Origin of the sequence: Corynebacterium sp. KPL2825 (assembly GCF_037908445.1) — a bacterium.
GTDB lineage: Bacteria > Actinomycetota > Actinomycetes > Mycobacteriales > Mycobacteriaceae > Corynebacterium > Corynebacterium kefirresidentii.
In genome coordinates, this window is the sequence record NZ_JBBMGI010000004.1 from 79,578 (window position 1) to 97,784 (window position 18,207).

At 57.4% G+C, this 18,207-nt stretch carries 15 protein-coding genes and 1 tRNA gene; 8 read left to right on the plus strand and 8 right to left on the minus strand.

Annotated features, from left to right (window positions below; translation table 11 throughout):
- Window positions 1-244: 244 nt before the first annotated feature.
- Window positions 245-928, plus strand: coding sequence for a CRP-like cAMP-activated global transcriptional regulator GlxR (gene glxR / locus WMQ00_RS04370; RefSeq protein ID WP_005323128.1), 684 nt, complete (start codon window positions 245-247; stop codon window positions 926-928).
- A 175-nt stretch (window positions 929-1,103) separates the two neighbouring features.
- Here the strand turns inward: glxR and WMQ00_RS04375 are convergent, their stop codons facing one another.
- Genes WMQ00_RS04375 through WMQ00_RS04390 form a run of 4 tightly spaced genes read right to left on the minus strand, consistent with a single transcriptional unit; the run spans window position 1,104 to window position 2,924 of the window.
- On the minus strand, window positions 1,104-1,919 hold the full coding sequence (locus tag WMQ00_RS04375; protein ID WP_023020410.1) for an MBL fold metallo-hydrolase: 816 nt from the start codon (window positions 1,917-1,919) through the stop codon (window positions 1,104-1,106).
- 18 nt (window positions 1,920-1,937) lie between these two features.
- Entirely contained in the window at window positions 1,938-2,396 is a 459-nt protein-coding gene (locus WMQ00_RS04380; protein ID WP_301715845.1) for a RidA family protein, read from the minus strand.
- A complete protein-coding gene (locus tag WMQ00_RS04385; RefSeq protein WP_005323131.1) occupies window positions 2,397-2,555 on the minus strand; it encodes a DUF4177 domain-containing protein in 159 nt (52 codons plus the stop codon). It abuts the gene before it with no gap.
- Window positions 2,556-2,600: 45 nt separating this feature from the next.
- Window positions 2,601-2,924, minus strand: a complete 324-nt coding sequence (locus WMQ00_RS04390) for a WhiB family transcriptional regulator (protein WP_340440700.1) — start codon at window positions 2,922-2,924, stop codon at window positions 2,601-2,603.
- 144 nt (window positions 2,925-3,068) lie between these two features.
- Here WMQ00_RS04390 and WMQ00_RS04395 point away from each other — a divergent pair, with 144 nt between their 5' ends.
- Window positions 3,069-5,558 (plus strand): transglycosylase domain-containing protein, encoded by a 2,490-nt coding sequence (locus WMQ00_RS04395; RefSeq protein ID WP_340440701.1) that lies wholly within the window; start codon window positions 3,069-3,071, stop codon window positions 5,556-5,558.
- Window positions 5,559-5,588: 30 nt separating this feature from the next.
- On the opposite strand, the gene WMQ00_RS04400 is transcribed toward WMQ00_RS04395, so the two are convergent.
- Window positions 5,589-6,053, minus strand: a complete 465-nt coding sequence (locus WMQ00_RS04400; RefSeq protein ID WP_023020406.1) for a GatB/YqeY domain-containing protein — start codon at window positions 6,051-6,053, stop codon at window positions 5,589-5,591.
- Between the two features lie 33 nt (window positions 6,054-6,086).
- On the opposite strand from WMQ00_RS04400, the gene WMQ00_RS04405 reads away from it, so the two are divergent.
- Together WMQ00_RS04405 and WMQ00_RS04410 are read left to right on the plus strand one after the other, a co-directional pair.
- Window positions 6,087-6,977 carry a metallophosphoesterase gene (locus WMQ00_RS04405; protein WP_200288358.1) on the plus strand — a complete coding sequence of 297 codons (891 nt, stop codon included), beginning with the start codon at window positions 6,087-6,089 and terminating at the stop codon, window positions 6,975-6,977.
- Window positions 6,978-7,055: 78 nt separating this feature from the next.
- A tRNA-Pro gene (locus WMQ00_RS04410) sits at window positions 7,056-7,132 on the plus strand.
- Between the two features lie 220 nt (window positions 7,133-7,352).
- On the opposite strand, the gene WMQ00_RS04415 is transcribed toward WMQ00_RS04410, so the two are convergent.
- Together WMQ00_RS04415 and WMQ00_RS04420 are read right to left on the minus strand one after the other, a co-directional pair.
- Window positions 7,353-9,119: a hypothetical protein gene (locus WMQ00_RS04415; protein WP_340440702.1), complete on the minus strand. Its 1,767-nt coding sequence runs from the start codon at window positions 9,117-9,119 to the stop codon at window positions 7,353-7,355.
- Window positions 9,120-10,004: a hypothetical protein gene (locus WMQ00_RS04420; protein ID WP_340440703.1), complete on the minus strand. Its 885-nt coding sequence runs from the start codon at window positions 10,002-10,004 to the stop codon at window positions 9,120-9,122.
- A gap of 165 nt (window positions 10,005-10,169) precedes the next feature.
- Here WMQ00_RS04420 and WMQ00_RS04425 point away from each other — a divergent pair, with 165 nt between their 5' ends.
- Window positions 10,170-10,481: a helix-turn-helix domain-containing protein gene (locus WMQ00_RS04425; protein ID WP_167315508.1), complete on the plus strand. Its 312-nt coding sequence runs from the start codon at window positions 10,170-10,172 to the stop codon at window positions 10,479-10,481.
- Between the two features lie 269 nt (window positions 10,482-10,750).
- On the opposite strand, the gene WMQ00_RS04430 is transcribed toward WMQ00_RS04425, so the two are convergent.
- The gene (locus WMQ00_RS04430) at window positions 10,751-11,746 is read right to left on the minus strand and encodes a tyrosine-type recombinase/integrase (protein ID WP_340440704.1); all 996 of its coding nucleotides are present in this window, start codon (window positions 11,744-11,746) and stop codon (window positions 10,751-10,753) included.
- A gap of 612 nt (window positions 11,747-12,358) precedes the next feature.
- On the opposite strand from WMQ00_RS04430, the gene WMQ00_RS04435 reads away from it, so the two are divergent.
- From WMQ00_RS04435 to WMQ00_RS04445, 3 genes are all read left to right on the plus strand, one after another.
- Complete coding sequence (locus WMQ00_RS04435) at window positions 12,359-13,027, plus strand: hypothetical protein (RefSeq protein WP_005323141.1); 669 nt, start codon at window positions 12,359-12,361, stop codon at window positions 13,025-13,027.
- A gap of 179 nt (window positions 13,028-13,206) precedes the next feature.
- Window positions 13,207-15,366: a site-specific DNA-methyltransferase gene (locus tag WMQ00_RS04440; protein WP_340440705.1), complete on the plus strand. Its 2,160-nt coding sequence runs from the start codon at window positions 13,207-13,209 to the stop codon at window positions 15,364-15,366.
- Window positions 15,366-18,155, plus strand: coding sequence for a DEAD/DEAH box helicase (locus tag WMQ00_RS04445; protein ID WP_340440706.1), 2,790 nt, complete (start codon window positions 15,366-15,368; stop codon window positions 18,153-18,155). Before WMQ00_RS04440 ends, WMQ00_RS04445 begins: the two co-directional genes overlap by 1 nt.
- The last annotated feature ends 52 nt before the right edge of the window (window positions 18,156-18,207 follow it).

Sequence of the window (18,207 nt, forward strand, 5' to 3'; positions counted from 1 at the left end):
GCAGTTGTTTTCGCTGACTAAGCCGCAAACTCGCTGGCCGGGGTTGTGCCTCTAGCACGATCAGAGTTTCTATAGTGTGACAAAAATTCACTGAAGTACCAAAAGTGACCAATTACACTGTAAGATGAAACTCGTTACACAGTGACCCCGCTTGTTCCGCATTGTCGAGTGCATGAAAGACCGCACCCAGATGTGGCGCAGGCGCATCTATGGACTTTCGTAGTCGACATCCAAGGAGTAAAACGTGGAAGGCGTACAGGACATCCTCTCCCGCGCCGGAATCTTCCAAGGCGTTGATCCCGTTGCAGTGCAGCACCTCATCGAGCAGATGGAGACCGTGCGCTATCCGCGCGGAACCACCATCTTCGACGAGGGCGAACCTGGTGACCGCTTGTACATCATCACCTCGGGCAAGATTAAGCTCGCTCGCCACGCCCCGGACGGCCGCGAAAACCTCCTGACCGTCATGGGCCCATCCGATATGTTCGGCGAGCTGTCCATCTTCGACCCGGGCCCGCGCACCTCTTCCGCAGTATGCGTGACCGAAGTTCAGGCGGCCACCATGAACTCCGAGCTGCTCAAGAAGTGGGTTGGTGACCACCCCGAAATCGCACAGCAGCTGCTACGCGTCTTGGCACGCCGCCTGCGTCGCACCAACGCCAACTTGGCCGACCTCATCTTCACGGATGTTCCCGGCCGCGTGGCAAAGACTTTGCTGCAGCTGGCCAATCGCTTCGGCGTCCAGGAAGGCAGCGCCCTGCGCGTAAACCACGATCTCACCCAGGAAGAGATTGCCCAACTGGTCGGCGCCTCTCGTGAGACCGTCAACAAGGCGCTCGCCACCTTTGCCCACCGCGGTTGGATCCGCCTCGAGGGCAAGTCCGTACTCATTGTCGATACCGAGCACCTCGCCCGCCGCGCTCGCTAAGTAAGCGCGAGCTCGCCACACCCCCGCTTAAAGCGGGGGTTTCGCTGGTTTTCGCCCCCTTGCCCAGCATTACGTGGAGGCCAGCCCCACTTCCCTGGTGCACCAGCGCAGGGGCTAAAACAATTAAGCCCCTTTTCCTACTAGGAGGAAAAAGGGGCACATATGGAGATACGGCTTATTTAGTCTTGCCGTCCAAATACTTCAGCGCGGTGCGAGTGGACTGCTCCGCAGCGTGGCGCAGTACCGGATCCACATCATCGTACATCTCGTTGACCAGGGTATTCAGATCTACATCCTCACCCAAGCGGGCGCGGATCTCCTTAATCTGATCAAGGCGGTAGTGGCGGCGGTCGATATACTTGCGGGCTACCTGGGACGTGTCATCCAAATCTGGGCCGTGCCCTGGGAACAACGCGATATCCTTACCGCGCTCCTCTAGGGTATCCAAGGTGTGCAGATAGTCGGCCAAGTTTCCGTCCGTCTCCGAAAGCAAAACGGTGTGACGGCCTGCGATGGTGTCACCGGAAATAATGCCTTCGAGGCGGGAGTTTCCTACTTCACCGCTCCACACAAAAAAGCAGGTGGAGTCCGCGGTATGGCCAGGAGTGTGAACAACCTCGAGGCGAGGGGTGATGCCATCGAGGGAGATATGCTCACCATCCTGCAGCGCCTCAGCACCGTTGCAGTAACTCGGATCGAATGCGCGAATGGGGGCGCCGGTCATCTGCCGCAGGCGCTGCGCGCCAGATGCGTGATCATCGTGGCGGTGAGTAATCAAAATCAATGCCACCTCACCTGCGTTGCGGTGCACAACGTTGAGATGGCCTTCATCCTCTGGACCCGGGTCTACGACGATCGCCCGGGAGTCTTCAGCGGCGCGAATAATCCACGTATTCGTACCCTCAAGGGCGGTGTAGCTGGGGTTATCACAAAGGACTACGCCAACGGATTGGCTGACGGGACGCAATTGACTATATGCAGGGTGCTCCATAGTTACTAGCCTATCCGATCAAGCAGCAATTTCTACGATTAGTTCGATCTCTACCGGCGCGTTTTTAGGCAACGCAGCCACACCAACGGCGGAGCGAGCATGCGTTCCGGCATCCCCAAAGACTTCACCAATGAAATCCGAGGCGCCATTGATGACTGCTGGCTGATCTGCATAGCCCGGATCGGAAGCCACGAACCCCACAATCTTTAGCACGCGGGAGATACTATCTAGACCCACCTCAGCATCGATGGCGGCGAGCGCATTGAGCGCCGCGATGCGGGCCTGTTCTTGGGCTTGTTCCGTAGTGATTTCGGCACCAACCTTGCCGGTCAGCGGCAAGGTTCCCTCCACGAGGGGAAGCTGACCGGAGGTCCAGACCTGATTCCCTACGCGTACGGCCGGCACATAGGAAGCTAGCGGCTTGGCGACGCCCGGTAGCTCGTACCCCAGCTCCTGCAAGCGAGCATGAAAGCCCATTTACTCTGCCACCTCGCGCTTGAAGTAGGCCACGACGTTTTCTGGGTTCGGGCCAGGGGTGACGGTAACCAGTTCCCAGCCGTCTTCACCCCAAGAATCGAGGATCTGCTTCGTAGCGTGGGTAAGAACAGGTGCGGTTGCGTATTCCCATTTAGTCATGGGTCCCATTCTAACTATTAAATACGCCCCACGCCGTCAAAATTCTTAAATCCCGACGAGCTCGCCGCCCTCAGCCAAGTAGTGCGCCCAATCCGTGATGTGAGGGTTCTTGCGCAGCAATGCACGGCGCTGACGCTCGGTCAGCCCGCCCCAAACACCAAACTCGACGCGGTTATCCAAAGCATCGGCACGGCATTCGGTCAACACCGGGCAGTGGCGGCAGATGACCGCCGCCTTGCGCTGTTCTGCACCGCGCACAAAGAGGGCATCCGGGTCACCCTTACGGCATTTAGCCTGGGTAACCCACTCGCCACGCTCGGAATTTCGGGCTGTATTAGACATTCCAGCAGTCTTCACACGAACGGTCATGGGTGAGTGTGCTCCTTCCCAGACGGAATACTATGTAACGCGCCTAAGTCTATTCACCCAGGTAGAAGATTGTCTAACACGTCACACTTTAGGGGGTGCGAGTGATCTTCCACCCACCGAGGGCGACCACGTAGTGTATGGGGCGTGACTGTCATCAAATCTTTGGCCAAGATAGCCCTGTCTACGGTCTTGGTAGGCGCGCTGATCGCCCTGGCCCTTGCCCCCTTCGCGGGCATTTCCGGGGTAGCGATTGCCCGTACTAACGAAACCATGCAATCTGACCTGCAAGATCTGACGGCCGGAAATATCCCTGGCGTCACCACCATTAAAGATGCCAAGGGCAAGGACATGGCCTATGTCTTCAGCCAGCGCCGCCACCCAGTGGAGGGCAAGAAGATTTCTAAAGCCATGAAAAACGCCATCGTTTCCATTGAGGACGAGCGCTTTTATGATCACGAAGGCGTAGACTTCCAGGGCAATTTCCGCGCACTGTGGACCAACCTGACCTCGGGTGGTGTCTCCCAGGGTGCTTCTACCATCGATCAGCAGTACGTAAAGAACTACTTGCTGTTGGTTTCTGCTACCACCGATGAAGAGCGTGCCGCGGCCACCGAGCAATCCATAACCCGCAAGCTGCGCGAGATGCGCATGGCTACCAAGATGGATGAGGAGTTAGATAAGGATGACATCCTCACCAACTATCTCAACCTGGTGTCTTTTGGTAACCATGCCTATGGCGTCGAGGCCGCAGCCCGCACCTATTTTGGCACCCACGCCTCTGAGCTCACGGTGCCACAAGCAGCAATGCTGGCGGGCATGGTCCAATCCTCTGAGCGCCTCAACCCCTATACCAACGCCGGCGAAGTAACCGAAAGGCGCAATCTCGTCCTGCAATCCATGGCGGATAACGGCTATATCAAGCAGCAGGAAGCGGATAAGTATAAGGGGGAAAAGCTGGGCGTCGGCAAGAAGCCCCAAACGCTAGCCAATGGCTGCATCGGCGCGGGTGACCGCGGTTTCTACTGTGATTATGTGCTGAAGTACCTGGATAAGAAGGGCATTAGCGAAGAACAGCTGGCGCGCGGTGGCTACACCATCAAAACCACACTGGATCCAACGGTGCAGGATAAGGCCCTTCAGGCCGTGCAAAGCCATACCAACCCGGACGCCCCAGGCGTGGCGGAAGTCATGGACGTCATCAAACCCGGTAAATCGGATCGCAAGGTGCTGGCCATGGTCTCCTCCCGTGACTATGGCTTGGACTTGGACAAGAATGAAACCATCCTGCCGCAGCCCTATTCCCTGGTAGGCAACGGCGCCGGCTCCGTGTTTAAGGTCTTTACCGCCGCGGCCGCGCTTGAGGCAGGCTATGGCATTAAAAACACCGTGGATGTGCCCACCCGCTACGAGGCGGAAGGCCTTGGTCACGGCGGCGCCGCCGGCTGCCCGGCGGACCGCTACTGCGTGGAAAACGCTGGCACCTATAAGGCCACCATGACGCTGCAGGAAGCACTGGCGCACTCGCCCAATACGCCATTTATCAAGCTCACCGAGCAGGTAGGCGTAGCCCCCATCGTTGATATGGCCGTGCGCTTGGGCCTGCGCTCCTACGATGACAAGGGCAGCTTTGATAAGGACACCTCGATTGCCCAGCACACCAAGGAAGCCAATTCGGGTTCCTTTACCCTGGGCCCAGACCAGGTCAACCCGCTGGAGCTAGCCAATGTGGGTGCCACGCTGGCCTCGGATGGCAAATGGTGTGAACCCAACCCCATCGCCCAGATCACCGATAAGGAAGGCAACGAGGTCTACCTTAAAGAAACCCCTTGTGAGCAGGCGGTGGATAAGGACGTGGCCCGCGCCATGAGCAATGCTTTGTCCGAAGATGCCAAGCAGGGCACGGCCAAAGATGCCGCCCAGGCGGCCGGCTATTCCAGCCCTATCGCGGCAAAGACCGGCACCACCGAGTCCAACCAGTCCTCTGCTTTCTTGGGATTCAATGAGGGCATTTCCGCCGCTCCTTATATTTATAACGACGGCACCTCCACCGTCCCGCTGTGTACTGGCCCGGTGCGCCAGTGTGCGGGTTGGGGCAACCTCTACGGCGGCCTGGAGCCGGCGCAGACCTTCTTCAGCATGGCCTCCCAGCTGCCGATAGCAACCAAGGCTGGTCTGCCGAATTACAATAAGAAATACGATAACGGCACCACGGCCGATAAGACCCTAGATGGCCTGCGTGGCAAGTCCGAGGCCGAGGCGCGCCAGGCCTTGGAAGCTAAGGGCTATGTGGTCAAGACTTCCCGCGTCATCGGCGGCGATGTGCCTTATGGCCGCGTAGTTCGCGCCATTACCGGCAAGGACGGAAAGAAGAAGGGGGCAGAAATTACGCTGCAGCTCTCCGACGGCGCCGGGGCCTCCCAATCCCCCTCCTCCGGCGTGGCCGATGCTAACTCCACCGGCACGCAAAATAGCACCGGCGGCGCTAATACCGACGGTGCTACTAGTCCGGGCCGCTCGACTGGCGGCACAGGCGGTGACGGTGGAGGGGGCGGATTCTCGCCGGAAGACTTTGGCATCCGCCAAGAGGACATCGATAACTTTGCCAACGATATCCGCAGCCTGCTTGGCCGCTAGGCTCCGCCGCCCAGTGTGGTCTCGCCCGCTCTAGCTCAGCTGGGCTTTGACCTCAGCGGACAGGCGCTTGCCGTCCGCTTGGCCGGCGGCCTTGGCATTGGCCACCTTCATTACGGCACCCATCTGCTTCATGGTGGGTGCTTCGCCGTTTTCGGCTTCGACCTCGGCGATGGATTCCTTCACCAAGGCCTGCAGCTCGGACTCGTCTAGCTGGCGGGGCTGGTAGGCCTCGAAGAAGGGGACATCAGCAAGCTCGGCTTCAGCCAACTCCGGACGCCCATTTTCCTCATAGACCTCGGCGGACTCGCGGCGCTTTTTGATTTCGCGCGCAATTACCTTAAGGATATCGGCGTCCTCCAGCTCGTGCCGGGAGCCGTTAGTCTCCTCGGCCTGGATGGCGGCCAGCAAGGCACGGATGGCGCTGGTGCGCTGCTTCTCCTTCGCCTTCATTGCGGTTTTCAGATCTGCACGGATGGTTTGTTTTAGCTCGCTCATGCCTATCAATGTACGCCAGGTAGGGTGGTAGCCGTGAAACTTTTACGTATTCTTGGCGGCCTCACCGCTGCGGGCCTGGGCGCCGCAGCATGGGGCTATAGCGAACTGACCAAATTCGAGCTCAAGGAATATACGCTCCCTCTCCTGCCCAAGGGCACTCTGCGTGGCAAGCCGGAATTTCGGTTGCTCCACCTTTCTGATCTGCACATGATCCCGGACCAAGAGACCAAGATTGCCTGGGTCTCCGCCCTCGACGCCCTGGAGCCGGACCTCGTAGTCAACACCGGCGATAATCTCTCCGATCAGCAGGCCGTACCCGATACGCTGCGCGCTCTCGGTCCGCTGCTGGCCCGCCCCGGCCTCTTTGTCTTTGGCACCAATGACTACTGGGCCCCGCGTCCGGTCAATCCCTTCAAGTATCTGCTGGGCAAAAAGCGGGAGCCTTCCTATGTGGATCTGCCCTGGCGCGGTATGCGCGCCGCCTTTATGGAGCACGGATGGCGCGATGCCAACCAGGCTCGGCATGAGTTTAAGGTGGGCAACGTCCGTCTTGCCGCCGCCGGCGTGGACGATCCACACCACGATCTGGATGATTACTCCGAAATCGCGGGTCCTCCCAACGAGGATGCTGATTTGTCCCTGGCCCTCCTCCACGCTCCCGAACCCCGCGTGCTGGAGAAGTTCGCGGCCGACGGCTACCAACTCTCGCTCTCTGGTCACACCCACGGCGGCCAAATTTGCCTGCCGGGATCCCGTGCACTGGTAACCAATTGCGGCATCGACCGCGACCGCGTGCAGGGGCTCCACGATTTCGGCCCGATGAAAATGCATGTCTCCAATGGCTTGGGCACCTCCAAATTTGCCCCCGTACGCATCTTCTGCCGGCCCTCCGCCACGCTGCTAAAAATCACTGAGGTGGACTAAACGCAACCACCTGCCGTTTTGTTGATTGCGCTTAGCTTGCGTTAAAGTATCGAGGTACCGCTTTTCAAGGCGGAACGCCGGGATATGGCGCAGGTTGGTAGCGCGCTTCGTTCGGGACGAAGAGGTCGCAGGTTCAAATCCTGTTATCCCGACCATGAGCCCGGACGGTTTTGCGAATCTAGCTTAAATCATTTGCGAAACTGCTCCGCATAGCTAAACCCACCGCTTGATCGCGGTGGGTTTAGTCGTTTTCGCTGCAATCCAGGCGGTAACCAATAAGGAACACAGCATGGTTCGTCCCCTCTAAAACGACTAATAGCCCGGAACCCTTTATCGGTTTTCCGAGCTAGATACGAGAAATGTATTCAGTTGGTATTAGGCAACATGTTGCGCAGGCGGCGCGTTCGGGCTTGCCTTCTCGCGCGCCGGATCGCGCGGCGGCTGCGGATCTCGCGTGCCAGGTGGCGGAGTCTTTTCATCCCGATCCACCCGGCCAAGAAAACGCCGAATCATAGATACATTGGCCGCAACCACACCAAGAGCTGTATAGAAGAAGGCCGCAGCAAAACCGCGTACAGGTCTTCTCGTATGGTCACCAATAGCAGCACCGCCGCGATTGTTCTTTACATAGTCGTTGCGCGTTTCAATCACGTTGCGCCACGTGCCATACACCTTCTTCCATTCCGGTGTCTTAAAAGCAGGGCCAGTTTGGCGGTAGCGCATTCCTTCCTTATTGGGAATGGTTACCGAGTCCCTATTGGTACAGCACTTTCCTTTTCCGTTGCGCGCAGTAGATAGATTTGGCCCGGAGATGGAGGGTAGTCCTCTGTCTCTCGCGTCCTGGCGCTGACTCTTTTCCACCAAGGGACATGCCAGTGTCTTTCCTTTACCTCGTCCCGGACACATAAACCTCTGACTCTCACCGGAGAGATCCTTGCCTTTTCGCCGCATGGCAAAGGCGCGGCGCTCGTTGATCCGCTGGTTGTAGGTGGCCTCATCAATACGTCCGGCATAGAAGTCTTCGGTGGCTTCCACCAGAGGTTTCGGCATGGCAGGACAATACCAGTGGCCTTCAACCAAGCTCATGGTTTCAAAGCTGCCGCGCTGGCCCAGCTGGTTGGATTTGTAATCGCCAACCAGCGTGTACCCCTTTTTACGTAGTGGCTCGTGGAAGTCTTTGGTCTTGGCCACAGCGAAGTACGCGCGGTCGCCAACCACCACGCCTTTAGGCGTGGTGGGGTCGTCGGTGAGGTGTCGCATGGCTTGCAGCCCGCGGATGGCAGGGTTGTGGCTGGGCCGGTCGAAGGCCATGCCCATAATCAGGTGTGGCTGTTCGTATGGGCCTTGGTCGCGGATGACTCCGGCCACGAGTGTGGCCTCCCAGCCCCAGACGTGTTTGGCGTTCCTTGTGCGCTTGTTTTCTCCGTGTGTTTCCTGTTGCCCATCGCGGGAGTACCAGCCTGCCTCCGGCTCGGAGGACATGAGATCGTCCGGTCGGTTCGTCCATCGGTTGTTGCCGCGGCGCACGCCTGGAATAAGTGTTCCGTCTAGGGTGAGGTCTCCCTGCCAGTTGGCTCGGTATTCTTCGGGCATGTCCTCGGTACTTGCCATAACCAGCTCATTGAACACGTAGGTGGCGCGCTGCCATTTTTCCTCGTGGCGCTCAGGGTCTTGTTCATCCATCAGCCGGTTGAATTCAGCACGGGTAAGCCTGGCGCGATGCGGGATGTTGTCGAATGGGTCAACGACATCAAGGAAGCTGTGCAGCGCGCGCCACAGGCGGTGGTACCAGTTGTTGTGCTGGGTTGCGTAAGAGTCACCTACCCGTCGTGCCCTATCGCGGCTGGGCAGGTTAAGGAGTTCTAAAGCCATGTCTGTCGTATCAGGCGAGGCCAGGAGCGTCGTCATGGTGGTCAAGTGCATGGGTTGACCAGAGCGCGCCAGAATCAGGTAGAGCGCGAGGATGGTGCGGTCGTTAACGGATTTGGGCCTGCCTCCTTTGGTGGGGTCGTAGCCGTCTACGCGCCGCCAGGTGTCAAGATGGTGGCATATGTCGGTGCGGTCGATGATGGTCAATGCCCAAGAGACGCTAGCTCCGTCCAGGCGAAGCAGCGGGGTGGGTGTGGTGTTGAAGTGGGCCACCTAGACTTCGCCTCCTGCTCTCGGTTCGACGACTCGAAGCGGCGGGTAGTCTGGTTCGTCCCTGTTGCCCTTGGCCCACACCCAGTACTCGGCCTCAGTCAGTGCCCCAGCCTCAACGATCATCTGATGGAAGGCGTGGTGGAATGGCTGTATGACGCCGGTGGCATAGACCAGCTGGTTAAAGTCCACATACTCGGCGGCATGGTCGGCAATCCAGGTATAGCGCAGCCTGTTAATGATGGGTGCAATCCCGGTACTCGATGGGTTCTGGCTCGTCTTGTGGATGAAGTCAGGAATCAGGTGTGGGCCGGTGGCATCATCGCGGCGGCGTACTGAGTTAGGTTTCACCAGTGGTTCGTCCCTGCGGTCTGCGCCCACACCGCGCAGGACTTGGCGCATGACATCGCCATAAGGTTCCGTCAGCGGAATGGTACGCGGCTTGAGGCCTCGACCACCACGGGCATGTACTGCCAGCACGGTGCCGTAGTCAGTGAAGTCGCCGTAACAGCAGTGATAGATCTCTTCTGTGGTCATGCCAGCACCAAGCCCTAAGGCCACAAGGATGTAGGCCACGCGCCGCGAGTCGCGGCGAGGTCTAGAGCGCAGCCAATCCGTAATACGGATTAGTTCGCGGGAGTTGTAGGCGCGGCGCGGAGACCTTGCAGCAGGATAGATAACTTCGGGTAGCTCTTCTACCCAGTCCAGCCCACCGTGATGTTCAATGACGTGGCTTGCGCAGCGGTTAAGGAGTCGGCGGGCGGCATTGAGGCTGGACTTAGATAAATCCGCGTTACGGGCTTGCAGGTAGGTGCGGATCGAGCCGCCGTCTTGCAGCAGCGTGATGCAGTTGTCCACGGTGGCATCCACGTGCCAGCGGTCACGCATGTAGCTAAAGTACGCAGCGAGTTGAGTCTTGCGGTTTGTCGCTGCCGCAGGCGTGGTGGCAGGCAGTAATCCGCGTGTCGTCAGTGTGTCGATCACAGCGTAGACCTCACTGTATTTAGACTGAGGTGGTTCGTCTTTTTCATCTGGTTCAAAGGAAGTGGTCTCGTGGCTTCCGACCTTCCCGCCGAAGCTCCGGTCAGGCGTTACGCCAACTGGCCTAATGCCCATATCGAGGCCCACGATCCGGTCATGCGGAAATTGCAGGACTTTGCCCGCAACGTCCAGCAGCTCACCCTGAACGGGAGCTACCCCAGTGCCAAGCACTTGGCTGATGCCTGCGGTATCCCCGCCTCCACCATCACCCGAATCATCCGCGGCGAGATGATCCCGACGGGACGTGTCATTGCCAATATCGAGGTCACTACAGGCAAGGCCTTGTGGCCTTACCATCGCAGCAACCGATACGGCAGTCAGTGACCCGAGTGTTGGAAACTGCATGTTTCCAACACTGGTGAGTCGGGTATTAGTTACAGGCGTGTCGTTCATGGCTAGAGAGGTGAGCACACCTACACCACGAAATAGGTGGCGGTGCCTTCTTACCTCAGGCCACGATTAAACCCGCAGGTCACAATGTGGTTCGTCCCTGGTGCGTTCTGTGCGCCATGAGACGAGTTTTGCGTATCCGCAATTCAACTTTGCAGATATGCAATCGCTAGGGATAGCTCAGGGAGCCTCCGTGAGACGAGCTACAGCACGTATAGGCCTCCACCTGGGGTGCCATGGGTCGAGCCTCCGGCCAAAAGAATCCGGTAGGCATGGCGGCGGTTAGCTCCGGCCTCGACCACGTAGTCCTCGAACTGGTGCAAAGACTTTAGCCCTGCCGCAGCACACAGCACATCAGTGGGAACACCTGCCGCAATGCGGCCAATGATCCAGGTATTGCGCAACCTGCGGGTATCCGGCACCATGTCCGGCGATGTACTAGGTGTTACCCGGCGCAGGTAGGCAGAGAGCTGGCTAACGTTCTCGTTGTCCCGGCCCGGCCTAAACAGGTAGTCCTCCGGGCCGGTAGCCATAATGACCGGCTGTATTAGCTCGGTATGAGACTTCAAAAGTGGCACCTCGCGCGGGCCAGCCCCGCGGTAGCCGTGCGGAAACAGCAGCACCCCATCGCCGTCAACGCGCACGTCTTTGCCGCGCAGCGTGCAGATTTCTCCCGCGCGCAGCCCAGCACCCAGGGTAAGAGCTAATACCGTGGTGAAGTTGCGGCGACGGGCAGCTGTGGGTTGCGACTCGGCCCAGTCCCACAGCCGGTCACAGGCATAACTGTCATAGGGTTCAAGGGTTGGCTCGTAAGCGATCGGGTGCTGGTAGTCAGGGTTCCAGTCGTCGTTGATCGCTTCTGCCACCCGGCACAGCAGCGAGCGCTGGGTTCCAGCGGTGGACGGACTGAGCTTTGCGCCATCTCCGGCAAGGAAGTAGTTGCCGGTGATGTCGGGGTGGAAGACGGTCTCAACAGTCACCACGCCGTAGCTCACCCAGACCCAGGCGGCGAGCTTGGACACGCAGTTGAGCGTGTTGCGCAGTGCGTCGCGGCTGGTGTTATCCGGGGTGATGTTAAGTGCGCGCACGCACTCGCGGGTGAAGTCGGCAACGTGGCTCCACGGCTCAGAGCGCACGGCGTGTGGTGTGTAGTTGGCGATGATCGCCTCATAGTCGGCGGTGGTGTAGTTACTGGACATGGGCCTTTCCTTCGTCGGCACGATCGCAGTGGAATGGGGCGGTGTAGTGGATGCTACGTAGCTAGGCCACGCAGTGCACTCCGCTACACATAGTCTTGTTTGCCGATCTGCAATCTGGCAAGCAGGTGGCCTCACACCGCCAACTTCGCAGGAATTTCTTATATGGCCTGCATGTTTGCGGTTCCGCAAACATCTACCAGACGAACCACCACATCATGTTGTGGAGATCAAAAAGGGACATGCCATATTTAGTACCCCCGCGCGAGCCTCGGACGCGGCCTTAACCCTACCCACCAAGTCCTTCAAGACCCCGCTTTGTGGCCCACAGCTACGTCCACCACAACATGTAGATCCGCTGCCCCCGGTTGTGACTAACCGATGCGTGCGCGACCTGCGCGGAGCCTCAACCACACCCCGCACCGACTAGCGTGACCACCGTCGAGCGCGATTGCGTATCCGCAATTTTGTCTTAACTCACGCGGCTTATTGCCATACCTCGCACATCGGCAACCCACCGCGCGGACAGTTTGCGTATCCGCAAATTTCTACCTGTTACCGTGCCCGACACTTGACATTTCCACTGCTCACACCCTCAAAGGAAAGGGACGAACCATGTCCACACTCGACATGAGCACACCACTGTACTGCCAGTACTTCACCGCTGAGCTTGAGGTAGACGACCTCGCCCAAGTCACCGAAACCCTGAAACAGGGAAAACAGGTGGCCGACACCATCTTGTCCATGTCCACCGCCGCGCTCTACAACCACGTCATTAGCTTCACAGGCCCGCAGGGGCTTATCACCGAGCGCGAAATCAACGTCCTCACCGCGTTTAACTCCATGTCGGTGGCCACGGCCCCGGTGCGCGTCACGTTTGTCACCCTGGCCGACACTTACGGAAACCGTGCGGGACTCACCCGCATCCAAGGCGGTGAGTCCGCCCGCGGCCTAATCCCGCTTACCCGGTCTGTAAACGAGGCCACGGTTGCAGACATGTCTGCCACCACACCAGGACTCACCATCAATCTGCCCAATAGTGTCCACGACGACCTGATCATTCGCTGCACGACTTTTGACCCGGACGGGTGCGTTCCCGAAGCAAAGGACGAGTTTCCCGGCGTGGACTACTGCCCTAGCCTGTACCACCTTTTGCGGGACGAACCATCTCCAGGCATCGACATCACCCACGACATTATCCGCGCACTACTTCCCTACCGCGGGATCCACATGGAGGTAGAGCCGAGGATTCTCGATGGCGATGTAGACATCGAGCGGTTGTAGCTGAGGTTAGGAGAAGGACGCAGGCCCAGCCGCGGTGCAATGCTGCGGCTGGGTTTCTTTGTTTGCCGGGCAGGTGGCGGGGGACGTGATGGGGCACCGGCCACGTCCTGAGTCGGGCTGTGGGCTACCCTTAAACCTATTGATTCATCGACTTAACTGCCTGATTAAAGGACGATTAAATGTCACGCCTTTCCGACCTTTTAGACCAGCTGAAAAGGGAAAACCCGCGGCTCGAAGCCGACCTTAAAGCGGAGCTGTCCAGCCATAATCAACGCACGTTTGGACTCGTTTTTGAGCGTCACCTTCCAGAAAACGTGGAGCTTCCAGGTCGTCCTGTACGACGTGGCGATAGCGTGCATGTCCTCCCGCCACGTGGCTCCAAAGACACCCCGGACACTCGCCTGTGGCGCGTAGATTGGCTACGTAGAGACAATGAACTAGGCCGTGTAGCCCGGCTAGTAGAACTCCAGCCTAAGCAGGACACCGAGCCGGAGATGCGCGATAGTGTGCCTGTTGATGATCTGGTGGTTGTAGCTCAGCACAACGACACTATCTACCCCGGCCTGGTGCAAACCGGCGAGGTTATCGGCAGCGAAGACCCCGACGCGCCATTTCACAGCGTGATTAACGCGGAGAACTACCACGCGCTGAAAATGCTTACCTACACGCACTACCACTCCATCGACTGCATTTACATCGACCCGCCATACAACACTGGCGCGAAGGACTGGAAGTACAACAACGACTACGTGGACAGTGACGACGGCTATCGCCACTCCAAGTGGCTGTCGTTCATGGAACGTCGTCTTTTGATTGCGAAGCAACTGCTCAACCCCGACGACTCCGTACTCATTGTGACCATCGACGAGAAGGAATACCTGCGCCTTGGCCTGCTGCTAGAGCAAACATTCCCGGAAAGCCGCGTCACGATGGTGACGAGTTCTATCAACGCAGCAGGCGTGACCCGAAAAGGTACTTTCGGCAGGTCGTCCGAATATATCTATTTTGTGCAGATTGGTGACTCTAAACCGCGACCTCTTCCGCTTTCAGAAGAATGGAACGATGTAAAAACAAAGAACAAGACTAAGATTCGCTGGAATTTGCTCATTAGGTCAGGAACAAACGCCCGCAGGTCTGATAGTAAGAACCAATTTTATCCAGTGTTCATCAAGAAAACTGTGGACGGTCCAGTTTTCGACTCTGTCGGCGAACCCTTTTACGGGGACGACTACAACACGGTCACGCCCCCTCCCGGAACTAGCGCAGTTTGGCCTATCAGGCGTGATGGAACCGAAGGAAACTGGCAGATCAGCCGGGTAAACTTGGAGAAAGCAATCGAAAAAGGATACGCGAAAATTGGAAGATGGCGCGGGCCCGAAACTACCCTTTACTATCTTAAAAAAGGTGAACAAACCAAGGTAGAGAATGGTACCTTCCCTATTAGCGGCCGAGGTGCGGACGGGTCGGTCATTGTGGACACCGACGGGTATCGCATGTCATTTGTTCCGACCGACATGTGGCGTATCCCATCGCATGACGCAGGCAATTCCGGTTCACGACTTGTTGCCCAATTACTCCCCGAGCAAACATTCCCATTCCCAAAGTCCCTCTATGCAGTGGAAGACACCATCAGGTTCTTCGTCAAGGACAAACCAGACGCGACCATCTTGGACTTTTTCTCCGGCTCCGGCACCACCGCCCATGCCGTTATGCGGTTGAACAAGCAGGACGGTGGGCGTAGGCGGTCCATCTCGGTGACGAACAACGAGGTAAGCGCTGACGAGCAAGTAAACCTGCGCAAGCAGGGGCTACAGCCAGGCGATAAAGAGTGGGAGAAACGGGGTATCTGCGACTACGTGACCAAGCCGCGCGTGGAAGCCGCGATTACGGGACGAACCCCCGAAGGTGACCCGATTATGGGTGAGTACAAGTTCACCGACGAGTTCCCCATGAAGGACGGCTTCGAGGCCAATGCCCGGTTCTTCACGCTGACCTATCAGCCACCAACGCGCGTACGGCACGGCTACGCCTTTTCCGACATATCACCGATGTTGTGGATGCGTGCAGGGCAGACTGGACGAATTATCGAAACTATCCCCGAGCGCGGGTGGGATATTGCCGAATCCTACGCCATCATTGAAAACGTTGCTGCTTCTGCCACCTTCGCCGAGGAATTAAGCAATCACACTGGCGTGAACGTTGTCTACATTGTCACCAACGACGACCTAGTGTTTGAGTCCATGGCTCGCGAGCTGAGCAACCACGATGCTGAGCTGGTACGCCTGTACTCGACGTACCTTAACAACTTCGCATTTCAGCAAAACAGGGAGACCGTCTAATGAAGTACACGCTTAGGCCATATCAGGAAATTGCTGCATATCGCATCATGGAGGGCTTATCTCGCGCCCAAAAATCGACTGATCAGACCATCTTCGCACTCTCCGCTCCTACGGGTGCGGGAAAGACCGTTATCGCAACCAGCGTCTTTGAGCGGCTGCTGTTGCCAAGTGACGACCACACTCCAGACGCTAAGGCTGTCGTTCTGTGGCTGTCCGATAACCCAGATCTTAATCAGCAATCCCGCTTCCGTATTGAGGGAGCCTCCAGCGACTTAGCTTCGCGCACAGTGGAAATCGACAACACGTTCAACCTCCCTACTTTTGAACCGGGGTGTATCTATTTCCTCAACACTCAGAAAATTGGCAAAGGAACAAAGCTCACCGGAGGCACCGCTGATACCGACGCTGCCTTAATGTCGCGCTCCGATACATTACAAGTCACGATCTGGGACACGATCCGCAATACCATCGAATCCGACAACCTCAACCTGTATCTCGTCGTTGATGAAGCCCACCGCGGAGCAAAGAAGCAAAACAAGGATAAAGTCACTATCCTTCGCCGGATGATCGAGGGCCATACACCTGAGGGACATGCCACTCCAGTTCCTCCCATGCCCACGGTCTTGGGCATTTCGGCAACTCCTGGCGCGTTCAAAGACATGATTAACGATATGTCCGGCTCGCGGCTTGTCCTTGAAGATGTGGAAGTCCCTGTTTCCGACGTGCAAGAGTCTGGTCTTATCAAAGACACCATTGAGCTGCGCATTCCCAACGAAGAGGGAGCTAGTTTCGATGGTGTCCTAGTGCGTGAAGCAGCACGAGTCTTAAAGGAAACTACTCTCCGCTGGGAGGACTACCACCAAAACCAGGATTCCGATGGGGAAAAAGTAGTTCCTCTCATGGTGGTTCAGATGCGGGATAAGGCCACTCCGCAGGATTTGTCGCAGGCCATTGACGCTATCTACGAGGGGTGGCCAGAAATTCACCCAGATTCCTTTGCTCAGGTCTTCGGTGAGCACAGCAACATCCAGGCAGGCACCACCATGGTTCCCTATGTGGAACCACAAACAGTCCAAGATCGCACGCACATTCGCGTGTTGTTTGCCAAAACCGCAGTGTCTACTGGGTGGGACTGCCCCCGTGCTGAAGTGATGGTGTCGTATCGTACCGCGAAAGACAAGGCACATATCACTCAGGTCATTGGACGTATGGTGCGCTCCCCGCTGGCTCGTCGAATCGAGGGAAACGCAGAGCTGAACTCCGTGCTGTGTATCCTTCCTAAGTTCGACCGTGACGCAGCTGACGACATTGTAAAAAGTATCAATTCCAGCACCAACGAGGGGAAGGATGATGATGGTGGTGATGATGATCGAGATCCGATAGCTTTCATTGAACCGGAAAAACTGGTTCCTTATACCCCGCCGCAGTCTCGGGTTACGCCCCTGCCGGAGAAGGAGTCCGAACAAAACGACACGTCCCCGCAGACGAAAACTCCCACTGAGACACCACCCCACACCACGGCGAACACAGTACCTGCCTTAGCTGAGGACACCGAGGCTCACAAAGACACCGGCAGCAAGTTAGCACCGCAACCCACTGCCCAACAGATGATACTGAGGGATAGTGACGCTGTATGGAAGGTGTTTACCTCGCTTCCTCGCCTGGTGGCTCCCAAACGGTCTGATAAACCGATTTCGATGCTGCTCAACCTGGGAATTGAACTGGAGCGCGATGGTCTTCGTGCCGGAGGAAAAAAGGAGGCTGAAAAGGAACTGGTCTCCATTGTCAACGGCTACATGGTGAGGTACAAGGAGCAGGTTAGTACGCACCGCAAAGACATTCAGCGAGTGGAGACAGTAAAACTCGTTTACGCCTACTCTGACCGTCAAGTGGTGGATACTGACGACATTGACCTGTATGCCGACCAGCGTGTGATCGAAGAGGCATACCAGAAATCCATTCCGGTCTTTACCCGTGCACTGGCTGACTTGTGGATTACTTCATTTGTTGATGAACATGCTGGTGAGGACGCAGACGAGGACGAACTTATTGATGAGGCGCGTCTTTCCCTCGCATCTTTAAGCAACGTTGACGGTGTGAAGGATGAAATCTGCTATGACGCAAACAAGGTGGCGACCGATTGGCTCGACACATCTCGCGCAAACATCGCGGCGCTTCCTGACGGTCGAAAGGCCGCATATACTGCACTGCGTGAGATGGCCGTGAGTCCGGTAAGTGAGCTACTGACTCGTCCGACGAACCGATTGGTACCTCCTGGACGCAAGACCAAGGGAGGTGAATTTGAAGAGTACCCGCGCTATGCAGGCCATATCCTTGCAGGAAGTGACGGCTGTGCTCCGATGAAGCTCAATGACTGGGAAAAGAAGGTAGTAGAGACCGAGCAGGGACGTGACGACTCGTTCGGTTGGTACCGCAATCCATCACGGGCAAGTGCAGATGCAGTAACCGCGGTCTATCAAGACTCAACCGGCGCATGGAAGAACATGCAACCTGACTTCATTTTCTTCCGTGTTGTGGACGACACGATAAAGCCGTCCATCGTTGACCCGCACGGCGAGCACTTAAGCGATGCCCTAGACAAGCTGCGCGCCTTGGCCGATTACGCAGACAAGTTCGGCGATCAGTTCCTGGAAATCCTATCGCTGTCGGGCAAAGACGCAGATAACCTCAAGTTGCTGGATCTAAAAGACCCAGACACAAGGAAGGCAATTGCGCAAGCGGCTACAGCCACACAGGTGTATGCAGAGAAGGGACGAACGTACAAATAAGTGACGGGGCTGTCCCGGTTACCTGCGAAGACCCCATGAGGTCGGCCCCTCC